The organism is Alcaligenes sp. SORT26 (assembly GCF_017377875.1).
GTDB classification, from domain to species: domain Bacteria; phylum Pseudomonadota; class Gammaproteobacteria; order Burkholderiales; family Burkholderiaceae_B; genus Alcaligenes; species Alcaligenes parafaecalis.
The window spans coordinates 2,375,873-2,386,822 of sequence record NZ_CP070975.1 but is presented as its reverse complement, the minus strand read 5'-3'; the positions used below and the strand labels follow the sequence as shown (position 1 = coordinate 2,386,822).

Genomic DNA, 10,950 nt, shown 5'->3' with positions numbered 1-10,950 from the left:
TTTGACATGCAAATTGATCCCACCCAGTACATCCGTCAAATCATTCGCAATGTGCCGGACTGGCCTAAGCCAGGGGTGACTTTCCGCGATATCACGACGGTCCTGCAAGACCCGCGTTCCTTCCGGGTATTGATTGATCTGTTTGTCTACCGCTACATGGGACAAAAGCTGGATCTGGTGGCGGGTGTGGATGCGCGTGGCTTTATTGTGGGCTCGGTTCTGGCTTACGAACTGAATCTGGGTTTTGTGCCCGTGCGCAAGAAAGGCAAGCTGCCTTTCAATACCGTGGCTGAAGAGTATTCCCTGGAATATGGCAATGCCAGCGTTGAAATGCACACTGACTCTGTGCGTCCTGGACAGCGCGTTTTGCTGATCGACGACCTGATCGCTACCGGTGGCACCCTGTTGGCTGCTGCCCGATTGCTGCAGCGTTTGGGTGCCAACGTAGTGGAAGCCGCTGCCATTATTGATTTGCCTGAGCTGGGTGGATCTAAAGCCGTGAAGGATTCCGGCCTGTCGGTTTACACCGTCTGTAGTTTTAACGAATCTGATCGCTAATCGCTATTTAACCGGCGTAACGCCGGTTTAGCCTTGTAGCCTTAATCCCTGTCGTGCTTGAGCATCGCAGGGATTTTTCATGCCCGTCTATTTGATAGAACACGGGGCTGACGCGCTGTCAGCCCCGTGTTTTTCGTCCTGCTTAGAAACGAACCTTCATGAACAGCGAGCCAGCATGATCCTGATTGCGGCCAAACTGACCCTGGTAGTTCAGGCCGAAGGAGGTGCTTTTGCCCGCTTTCAGCTCTGCGCCCAACTCGGCAACAGCGGCATTCTTGGCGATAGGAGCCCCGCTGACGCGGAAGTTGCTGCCGGGCAAGGCAGCAAAGGCCAGTTCACGCTCGGGTGTGGTGTCACCCAGGGCATGACGCCAGCCCAAACCTGCACTTAAGGACAGCGTGGTTTTGGACAAGTCCAGTTCCGTGGTGCCGCGCAGGCCCAGCGTTACGGTGCTCAAGTTCTGGCGTTGCGAGTCACCACGCAAGGCGGCTTGACCACCAGATTCACTGAAGGAGCCGTGACGTAGTTGATGCCAATTCACGCTGGCATAGGGTTCTACGCTGGAACGTGGGCTGACCGGCATGCGGTAACCCAACTGGGCAAAGGCTTGAATGCTATGCGCTTTGTAGTCTGCTTTCAGGGTCTCGCTTTGATGAACGGAGATGGAGCGCTCGCTGTCCAGGCTGTGGCGGGTGTAAGCACCACCGGCCAGCAGGTTCAGACTGCCAGAGCCCATTTCCCAAGCCTGTGTCCCGTACAGGGCCGCGCTGTAGCTATTGCTGCGCGAACTCTGACGACGATCATCCAGCTTGATGCGGTTTTCCAGATAACCCAAGGACGCACCCATGCGCCAACCTTGATCGCCGATAGCGGTATCGCCACCCAGGAACAGACCGCCCACTTTGTGGCGTACATCCTGGCTGTTGTCGTCACCATCCAGATCACGTTGCTGATGGATGACTTCAGCCCACAAAACGGTCTCTTTGCCAGTTGCATTACGAGCGCCCGAAGCTTGTTTGCCTAAGGTGCGGGGCAGCAGGTCGCCGTTGCTCAGCAGGGCGGAGGTGGTGCCTGCATGGATCTGACCTTGTAACTGCTCCATATAGCCCGCCACGCTGCTGGACTGGGCATTGAGCACCGTGTCATACAGTTCAGCCATCGCGGCTGGTGGCTGGTCCGAGCCGGTATCCAGGGCATTGGCCACGGCTTTCTGGTTGCCGGTACTGGAAAATGCGGCAAACGGCGTGTCATTGCGCTTGATCATCAAGGACAGGCTGGGGCCGTAGAGCAGCGTTGGCGACAGGAAAGCCATCTCGTAAGTGATGTGGCTGTACTGACCTGTCACACCGTTGGCGGCATCCAGAAAGGAATAGGCGACGTTCTGGCGGAAGGGGCCACCGGCCAGTTTCAGTGTGCCGTCGATATGGGCTGCACCGCCAACCACCAGGCGATCTGTCGCACCTGCGGGGCCAACTTCCAGTTCATGTACCGAGCCAGCATGCGCTGTGTAGTCGCCGTTGACGGTTAGCGTTCCAACCGAGTTGCCTGGAGCCAGGGTGCCGTAGTTATCAACTTTAGAAACCGTACCGGAACCACCCAGCGTTCCCTCACGTTCAACGGTCACGGCAGAAGCCAGTGTGCCATTGACGGCCAGACGACCACCGCTGACAGTGGTGTCGCCGGTATAGCTGTTATTGCCCGTCAGCTCCAAAGAGCCGGAGCCGCGCTTGTGCAAGCCGCCTGTGCCATTGATGTCATTGGCGAAAGTCGAGTTGTAGCCCAGCGTGTCTACGTCGAATAGGCGCGTAAATTGTCCGGGGCCTTGTACGGCTTTACCGACGTTCAACAGGCCCCAGCCATAAATGCTGGGGTCACCCATGTCGGTAGCGGTGGTCAACAAAGTTTGTTGCAGGTGATACGCCGTGAAGTAAGGGAAAGCTTCCTTTACCAGGGCAGCACCACCCGCTACGTGCGGAGAGGCCATGGAGGTGCCGCTAAAGGCGACATAGCCGCCCGAGGATTGGACCGAATTAATCCCTGGGTCGTCGTCACCACCGGGGGCGGCCAGACACCACTCGGCTGCCACGCCGCACTTGTTCGCATAGGAGGCTAAAGATCCATCCTCGCCCAGGGCCGTTACCGCCAGCCAATTATCTTTTAGTTCAGGAAACCAGTAGGGGGAGCCAGCCAGCAGGTCGGGGTGGTCCTGCGATTCATTGCCGGTGGCAAATACCATCAGGGAGCCTGCATCTACGCTGTTGTGAAAAGCCTCGATAGCCAGTGGCTGCCAATCCAGCACGCCTTCGGGGGAGCCGTAGTCCACGACATTACAGGGTGGTGGGGAGCTGGCATTGTTGCAACCGTTGACTCCCAGGCTGCTGTTGATGATGGGCAGTTTGAACTGAGCCAGATAGTTCCAGCCTTGGGAGGCAACGCGGTCGAATGCGGCAGCTTGGTCGCGTGGGTCCGGCTCAAAAGGGTCGTTGCCAAGCATGTCATCATCGTCGTCTCTCGTATCGTAGGCGACAGCAAAGAGCTGGCTGTTGAAGGCGACACCGTGCATGCCTACTCCGTCGCGGCGTGCGCCAATAATGCCCGCAACGTGGCTGCCGTGACCTGCTGGAGGATCGGCGTCTATGCCTTGACCGTTGGCATAGTGGGTATCCGTGTTGAAGTCAAAGCCGCCCGCAATCGCACCCGCAAACTCCGGGTGTTTGGCCTCAATCCCCGAGTCCAGATAGCCGACCGTCACGCCCTTGCCAGTAAAACCTAGTGAATAGGCTTTGGCGGCATTGATCATGTCCAGGCCAGGCTGACGTTTGTATTCTTTAGTGCGCCATTGCTCTAGCGAGTTGTCTGGTTCTGCCTGGGCGATGTTCGGCAAAAACAGGCTCAACAAGGCCATCTGCACCAGCACATAGGTGCTGCGTTTCTTGTTCGACATTTCTTCCTCTCCAGGGTGTTTTTCTATGTGTGGCGGCAACTCGTTGTGAGGTCGTGTTGTCGAGTCCTTGCGTGCCATTTAACGTCGTAGCAGTTGAATCTTATAGCGGCCAAATTTACGTTTTGTCATGCTTGGCGTTTGAAACACGCGAAAACGTGCGGCTGCGTCGGGAGAGCAGGGAGAGAGTGTGGCGATTTCTCTGGTGGGAAAGGCGTTTAATTGGCTATCTGATTTCTTTGTCTGGAAATCAGTTAGTGACGACTTTGTTCCAGGGGCTGCAACATTTGGGATGCGGACCGGAGCCTGCAAGGGGCTAAGGCTCCCCAGTTTGTCGCTGTTTTAAGGTGGTTTGAGGTGGCAATGGCTGGAATGTGGCTCCAGCGATTTCAAGGCTTGCTGTGATTGCAAACTTGGGGACTTCAATTGGTCACAGGCTCTGCCAGCAAGGCGCGTACCAGTTCAGGCTTCAAGGTTCGTGCCGCCGCGAAACCCGCGATATGGCGCACTCTGACCAGATCCAGGGCAAAGAAATGGAAGTCCGTAAAGCTGCTCAGAAATTCCATGTCGGGAAAGCGGGAGGTATAGGCCTGCTTGGCCTGCTCCCAGTCGGGCTGCTCGCGCTCCAGTTTGCGGGCCAGCATCTGAAAGGTGACACGGGGTAGGTCATGGACGGCATCCTGACCATGCTCGCTTTGGCTGACCATCAGACTGGCATCGGGGCGTTGCAGCAAATAACGGGTATGAGCCGCCATTTCGCTGATGTGGATGATGATGCTGGCTTGCTCGGGGCAGATTGCAAAGGGGACGCGGGAAACCACCGGCAATCCTTGATTGCTGAGTGTTCCCAGCGACGCGGTGCGCTCGCTGCGGAGCAGGGCTTGCAGGCTGATTAGCAATGGATCATCAACAGACATAAAAACACCTATTCTGAAAAAGCTTCCATACTGCGTTTTGGGCTGGAGGCACCCTGAGGGAGATTACCTCGGGCGGCCCAGCAGCAAAAAATACCCACACAGCACTTACAAAACAGGCCGACATGAAGCCGGCCTGTTCAGGGGGAGTGAGGCGTGTGGTTTACACCAGAACGCGTTCAATACCACCATCATTGGCGTGGCGTACGTAGTCCGCCATCCAGTTTTCGCCCAGCATGTGCTTGGCCATTTCCACCACGATGTAGTCCGCATCCATCTTGGTTTCGTCCTCGTAACGGGACAAACCTTGCAGGCAGGACGGACAGGAAGTCAGCACTTTGACTTCGCCTTGGAAGCCATCGGCGCGGACTGCATCCTGGTTCTTCTGCAGTTCTTCGTGCTTGCGGAAACGGATTTGCGTGGAGATATCCGGACGCGACACGGCCAGCGTGCCAGACTCACCACAGCAACGATCTGCCTTGATGGTGCTGTCGCCCACCAGGGATTTGACCGTTTTCATGGGGTCTTGCAGCTTCATGGGGCTGTGGCAAGGGTCGTGGTACATGTAGCGCACGCCTTGTACGTCTTCCAGCTTCAAGCCTTTTTCCAGCAGATACTCGTGGATGTCGATCAAGCGGCAGCCAGGGAAAATCTTGTCGAATTCGTAGCCTGCCAATTGGTCGTAACAGGTACCACAGCTCACCACCACGGTTTTGATGTCCAGGTAGTTCAGGGTGGTGGCCATGCGGTGGAACAGCACACGGTTATCGGTAATGATCTTCTCGGCCTTGTCGCTTTGACCGCTGCCGCGCTGCGGGTAGCCACAGCACAGGTAGCCAGGAGGCAGAACCGTTTGCACGCCTACATGCCATAGCATGGCCTGTGTTGCCAGACCCACTTGCGAGAACAAGCGCTCCGAACCACAGCCGGGGAAGTAGAACACGGCTTCCGAATCCACCGAGGTGACTTCAGGGTTACGGATGATAGGTACGTAATCCGAGTTCTCGATATCCAGCAATTTACGGGCAGTCTGCTTGGGCAGGCCACCGGGCATCTTGCGGTTGATGAAGTGGATGACCTGTTCACGGATCGGTGCTTTGCCAATAGTGGCTGGTGGGGCACTGACCTGTTTGCGTGCAGGAGCCGCCAGCAGATTGTGTACAGCGCGCTGGGCCTTGTAGCCCACTTCAATCATGGCGGTACGGGTGGCCTTGATGACGCGCGGGTCCTTGGCGTTCAGGAAGAACATGGCCGCGGCCGAGCCCGGATTAAAGGACTTCTTGCCCATGCGGTTCAGCAAGGAACGCATTTCCATGGACACATCACCAAAGTCGATATCCACCGGACAGGGGTTGTAGCACTTGTGGCACAGGGTGCAGTGGTCGCCCACATCTTCAAACTCTTCCCAGTGCTTCAGGCTGATCCCGCGACGCGTTTGCTCTTCGTACAGGAAGGCTTCGATCAGTAAGGAGGTGGCCAGAATCTTGTTGCGGGGCGAGTACAGCAGGTTGGCGCGTGGCACGTGGGTGGCACAGACCGGTTTGCATTTACCGCAGCGCAAGCAGTCCTTGATGGCGTGGGAGATGGAACCGATTTCGCTGCGTTGCATGATCAGCGATTCGTGGCCCAGCAGGTTGAAGCTGGGGGTCCAGGCGCGGCTCAAATCCGCACCGGGCATCAGCTTGCCTGCGTTGAAGTGGTTGTCAGGGTCCACTTCGCGCTTGTAGTTCTGGAAGGGCTCCAGTTCTTCTTGCGTCAGGAATTCGTACTTGGTCAGACCAATGCCGTGCTCGCCGGAAATCACGCCGTCCAGACCGCGCGCAATTTGCATGATGCGGGCCACGGTGACGTTGGCTTGCTGCAGCATGCCGTAATCGTCCGAGTTCACGGGGATGTTGGTGTGTACGTTACCGTCACCGGCGTGCATGTGCAGAGCCACAAACACACGGCTTTTCAGCACGCGGTCGTGAATGGCTTGCAGTTCGGTCAGTACCGCCGCGCAATCGGCGCCAGGGAAAATGTGTTCCAGGCTTTCACGGATTTCGCTCTTCCAGGAAGTGCGGATCGTGTGATCTTGCAGAAGCTGAAAAATCGAGGTGCTCGGGTCTTCTTGCAGACGGGCGTCGATAGCGGCGCTGTCCAGCGGCACACCAATTTCAGCCAGATCAGCTCGCGAGTCTTGCAGGGGCTTGTCCAGATTGTCTTGCAGCCACTGCCAGCGTTGGCGTACGTCGCGCACGATCTGGAGGGCGTCGTGACGGCGCTCGTCCAGGATTTCTTCGCGGGTGTGCTCGGCATCATTGTGGTCTTCGATCTTGCCTACGGGCAGATCGCCCTGCAGGAAGTCTTCCAGTTCACGGGTCAAGCGCAGCTTGTTGTCCGTGGACAGTTCAATATTGATGCGTTCGATCTCTTCGGTGTACTCACCCATGCGGCGCAGGGGGATCACCACGTCTTCGTTGATCTTGAAGGCGTTAGTGTGGCGGGCAATGGCGGCGGTACGGGAACGGTCAGCCCAGAATTTCTTGCGGGCTTCGGCGCTGACGGCTACAAAGCCTTCACCGGAACGGCCATTGGCCAGGCGCACTACTTCAGAGGCGGCGGTCGCTACGGCATCGGGATCGTCGCCCACGATGTCGCCAATCAAGACCATTTTGGGCAGGCCATCACGTTTGCTCTTGGTGGCGTAGCCTACGGCACGCAGATAGCGCTCGTCCAAGTGCTCCAGACCGGCCAGAATGGCGCCGATGCGCTTGCCTTCGCCGTTCAGGTAGTCAATGACTTCCACAATGGAGGGCACGGCCTGTTTGGCCTGGCCGAAAAACTCCATACAGACGGTGCGTGTATGCGCAGGCATGCGGTGCAAGACCCAGCGGGCTTGCGTGATCAGGCCATCACAGCCTTCTTTCTGAATACCGGGCAGGCCAGCCAGGAATTTGTCGGTAACGTCTTTACCCAGGCCTTCCTTGCGGAAGCGGCGGCCTTCAATGTGCAGCGTCTCGCTGCGCAGCAATTGAGCGCCAGGGGCGTAGCGGCCATCAAACCATTTGACTTCAAAGTGGGCCATTTCCACGTCGTGGATCTTGCCCATATTGTGCTCAAGGCGGGTGACTTCCAGCCAGTTGCCCTGAGCATCCACCATGCGCCACCAGGCGAGGTTATCCAGTGCGGTACCCCACAGCACGGCTTTTTTACCACCGGCGTTCATGGCGATATTGCCGCCCACACAGGAGGCATCGGCCGAAGTCGGATCAACCGCAAATACAGTACCGGCCGCTTCGGCGGCGTCAGCCACACGACGGGTGACGACACCTGCACCAGTCAGGATGGTGGTGACGGGTTCGCTCATGCCGGGCAGCGTGGATTGCTCCGGCTTGCCAATGGCGTCCAGCTTTTCAGTATTGATGACCACCGAGCGCCAGCTAAGCGGAATAGCGCCGCCGGTGTAGCCTGTGCCACCCCCACGCGGGATGATGGTCAGCTTCAGCTCGATACAGGCACGAACCAGCGCGGCCATCTCGTTTTCGTGATCGGGGGTGAGCACGACAAAGGGATATTCCACCCGCCAGTCGGTGGCGTCGGTGACGTGCGAGACACGGGACAGACCATCAAACTTGATGTTGTCTTTAGCGGTCAGGCGCGAGAGCGAGCGCACGATCTGCTGACGCAGGGCGCGGGTATCGGTAAATTCTTGTTCAAACGCAGCCACGGCACCACGGGCAGCGTGCAACAGGCGCAAAACCTTGGCATCGCGATCGGGCACGGCGCTATCACGGCGCTGGTCGATCTCGTTCAGTCTATGGTTCAGGGCTTCGATCAGTTGATGCTGGCGCTTGGGATTGTCCAGCAGATCGTCCTGCAAGTAGGGGTTGCGCTTGACGACCCAGATATCACCCAGCACTTCAAACAGCATGCGGGCAGAGCGGCCGGTACGGCGTTCGGAGCGTAGCTCGGACAGCTTTTCCCAGGCTTCCTCGCCCAGCAGCCGCAGGATAATTTCCCGGTCTGAGTAAGAGGTGTAGTTGTAGGGGATTTCACGCAGGCGCGGCGTGTCATTGTTGCGTGCCTGGGCGGCCAGGTGCTTACTTGCGATGGGGGCGTTCATGGCGATAGTTGGCAAGGCCCGTCAAGGGCGGCTCAGCGAGGAGCAGATAGGCAAAAGACAAGTGTATACGAATCGTAGCCGGGCTGCCCCCTTACTACAGGGCCAAGGCAGGGATAAGGGGGCGTTTGCGGCGAGTTTGCAGCAAATTACCAACCCAGCTTGGGGAAAATCCACAGCAGACCGGCAGTCATGGTGATGTAGCGACCCAGTTTTCCTACCGCCATGTAAAACACGCTGGGCCAAAAAGGCAGGCGTAGCCAACCGGCCACGGCGCACAGCGGGTCTCCCACGACAGGTAACCAGGACAGGAGCAGGGCGGGTGGGCCCATACGGGTCAGCCAGCGTTGCCCCAGCTCGTGCCAGCGGCCAGCAGCCTTGTTTTTGGGAGTCTGTTCGTCCTCACCGTCATGCGGGTGCTTCAGGCGCCAGGCTTCATAGGCCTTTTCCGCGCCCAGGCCGGTAGCGTAGCTGATGGCACCGCCCACGGTATTGCCTACCGTGGCAACCAGAACGGCGGGCCAGAACATATGCGGGGACAGGTTGATATAGGCAAATACTGCTGGTTCCGAACCCAGGGGGAGCAAGGTAGCTGACACCAGACTGATGATAAAGATGGCGCTTAGGCCCACTTCGGGCAAAGACAGGGCGGTCAAGAGCCAAGAAATAAGGTCGGAGGTCCAGGCTTGCATAGGAAAAGTGGATGGGTCTCGGAAGGGATAATGGACGCCGGTTAGGGCATCTGCCTATGGTATTCTGTTTTTCTTTCCCGGTGAGCAGTCTCAGGCAGGGGCCTGGCACTGGCCTTGGTGGCAAACCGGTTGTTAATTGAAGCCTGAATCATGTCGAACGATTACCTAAAGCGAATTCTGACCTCGAAAGTGTACGATGTTGCCATCGAAACACCACTTGAACCCGCTCCCCAGGTATCGGCACGAATTAGTAACACGGTGCTGCTCAAGCGCGAAGACTATCAACCTGTTTTTAGTTTCAAGCTGCGCGGTGCCTATAACAAGATGGCCAATCTGTCGGCCGCAGAATTAAAGCGTGGTGTCCTGGCGGCGTCTGCTGGGAACCACGCACAAGGTGTGGCAATGTCAGCGCGCAAGCTGGGCTGCCGCGCCGTTATCGTGATGCCCACCACCACCCCGCAAGTCAAAATTGATGGCGTGCGCAATCTGGGTGGTGAAGTGGTTCTGGTAGGCGAGAGCTATTCCGACTCCTACCAGCACGCCCTGGAACTGCAAAAGAGCGAAGGCCTGACCTTTGTGCACCCCTTTGATGACCCGGATGTTATCGCCGGACAGGGCACAGTGGCCATGGAAATCTTGCAGCAGCACTCTGGCCCTATCGAAGCTGTGTTTGTGGCGATTGGTGGCGGTGGTCTTGCGGCGGGTGTGGCGACCTACATCAAGGCTTTGCGTCCTGAAATTAAAGTGATCGGCGTGCAGACCGAGGACTCCTGTGCCATGGTACGCAGTATCAAGGCAGGCCGGCGCGTGAACTTGTCGGATGTGGGCCTGTTTTCTGATGGCACGGCCGTCAAGCAAGTCGGTTCGGAAACCTTCCGACTGGTGCGTCAGTATGTGGACGACTTTGTGATTGTGGACACGGATGCGATCTGTGCCGCTATCAAAGATGTGTTTCAGGACTCGCGCAGCGTGTTGGAGCCTGCCGGTGCCTTGGCCTTGGCCGGTGCTAAACGCTATGCCGCCCAGCACAAGCTCAAGAACAAAACGCTCATTGCGGTGACTTCCGGCGCGAACATGAACTTTGACCGTATGCGCATGGTGGCAGACCGTGCGGATGTGGGGCAGGCTCGTGAAGCGCTGTTTGCCCTGACTATCCCTGAGGCCAAAGGCAGCTTCCGCCGTCTGTGCGATGCGCTGGGTACGCGTTCGGTGACCGAGTTCAATTACCGCATGTCCAACTCTGAAAAGGCGCATGTCTTTGTGGGTATGTCGATTTCCTCGGAAGCGGAGATCGAAAAGCTGGAAGAGCGTTTCGTGAAGAAAGGCTTTGGCACTTTGAACCTGACGGGCAACGAGCTGGCCAAGACCCATGTACGTCATATGGTGGGTGGGGTATCCAGCCAGGCCACGGACGAAGTCCTGTTGCGTTTCGAGTTCCCGGAGCGCCCCGGCGCCTTGCGCAAGTTCTTGTCCAGCATGAATCAGGACTGGAATATCAGCTTGTTCCACTACCGTAATCAGGGGGATGACTACGGTCGCATCCTGATCGGTATCCAGGTGCCGTCTTCGGACAAGAAAGAGTTCAAGGCATTCCTGGGCAATCTGGGCTACCCACACTGGGACGAGACAGATAACCCGGCTTACAAGCTGTTCCTGTAAGCCCGTGGGTGGCGTAAGGCACTCGCTGTCTTGCGCCAGAAAAAATGAAAACACCTCGCTTGAAAGAGCGAGGTGTTTTTTATT

The 10,950-nt window shown here is 57.5% G+C and carries 6 protein-coding genes; 2 read left to right on the top strand and 4 right to left on the bottom strand.

Annotated elements, in window-relative coordinates; all coding sequences use genetic code 11:
- Positions 1 to 6: 6 nt before the first annotated feature.
- On the top strand, positions 7 to 558 hold the full coding sequence (locus tag JYG33_RS10985; RefSeq protein WP_207872297.1) for an adenine phosphoribosyltransferase: 552 nt from the start codon (positions 7 to 9) through the stop codon (positions 556 to 558).
- Between the two features lie 142 nt (positions 559 to 700).
- Here the strand turns inward: JYG33_RS10985 and JYG33_RS10980 are convergent, their stop codons facing one another.
- The 4 genes from JYG33_RS10980 to JYG33_RS10965 all read right to left on the bottom strand — a co-directional run bounded on the left by JYG33_RS10980 (position 701) and on the right by JYG33_RS10965 (position 9,207).
- Positions 701 to 3,502, bottom strand: a complete 2,802-nt coding sequence (locus tag JYG33_RS10980) for an autotransporter serine protease (RefSeq protein ID WP_207872296.1) — start codon at positions 3,500 to 3,502, stop codon at positions 701 to 703.
- 419 nt (positions 3,503 to 3,921) lie between these two features.
- Positions 3,922 to 4,416 carry a pyridoxamine 5'-phosphate oxidase family protein gene (locus JYG33_RS10975; protein WP_207872295.1) on the bottom strand — a complete coding sequence of 165 codons (495 nt, stop codon included), beginning with the start codon at positions 4,414 to 4,416 and terminating at the stop codon, positions 3,922 to 3,924.
- Positions 4,417 to 4,576: 160 nt separating this feature from the next.
- Positions 4,577 to 8,518, bottom strand: coding sequence for a DUF3683 domain-containing protein (locus JYG33_RS10970; RefSeq protein WP_207872294.1), 3,942 nt, complete (start codon positions 8,516 to 8,518; stop codon positions 4,577 to 4,579).
- A gap of 146 nt (positions 8,519 to 8,664) precedes the next feature.
- Positions 8,665 to 9,207: a YqaA family protein gene (locus JYG33_RS10965; protein WP_207872293.1), complete on the bottom strand. Its 543-nt coding sequence runs from the start codon at positions 9,205 to 9,207 to the stop codon at positions 8,665 to 8,667.
- A gap of 150 nt (positions 9,208 to 9,357) precedes the next feature.
- Here JYG33_RS10965 and ilvA point away from each other — a divergent pair, with 150 nt between their 5' ends.
- Complete coding sequence (gene ilvA / locus JYG33_RS10960) at positions 9,358 to 10,866, top strand: threonine ammonia-lyase, biosynthetic (RefSeq protein WP_207872292.1); 1,509 nt, start codon at positions 9,358 to 9,360, stop codon at positions 10,864 to 10,866.
- The last annotated feature ends 84 nt before the right edge of the window (positions 10,867 to 10,950 follow it).

What these genes read in the sequence shown, in the direction of transcription:
- JYG33_RS10970 (WP_207872294.1), bottom strand. Translation starts at nt 8,518, where the DNA reads ATGAACGCCCCCATCGCAAGTAAGCACCTGGCCGCCCAGGCACGCAAC.
- JYG33_RS10975 (WP_207872295.1), bottom strand. Translation starts at nt 4,416, where the DNA reads ATGTCTGTTGATGATCCATTGCTAATCAGCCTGCAAGCCCTGCTCCGC.
- ilvA (WP_207872292.1), top strand. Translation starts at nt 9,358, where the DNA reads ATGTCGAACGATTACCTAAAGCGAATTCTGACCTCGAAAGTGTACGAT.
- JYG33_RS10985 (WP_207872297.1), top strand. Translation starts at nt 7, where the DNA reads ATGCAAATTGATCCCACCCAGTACATCCGTCAAATCATTCGCAATGTG.
- JYG33_RS10980 (WP_207872296.1), bottom strand. Translation starts at nt 3,502, where the DNA reads ATGTCGAACAAGAAACGCAGCACCTATGTGCTGGTGCAGATGGCCTTG.
- JYG33_RS10965 (WP_207872293.1), bottom strand. Translation starts at nt 9,207, where the DNA reads ATGCAAGCCTGGACCTCCGACCTTATTTCTTGGCTCTTGACCGCCCTG.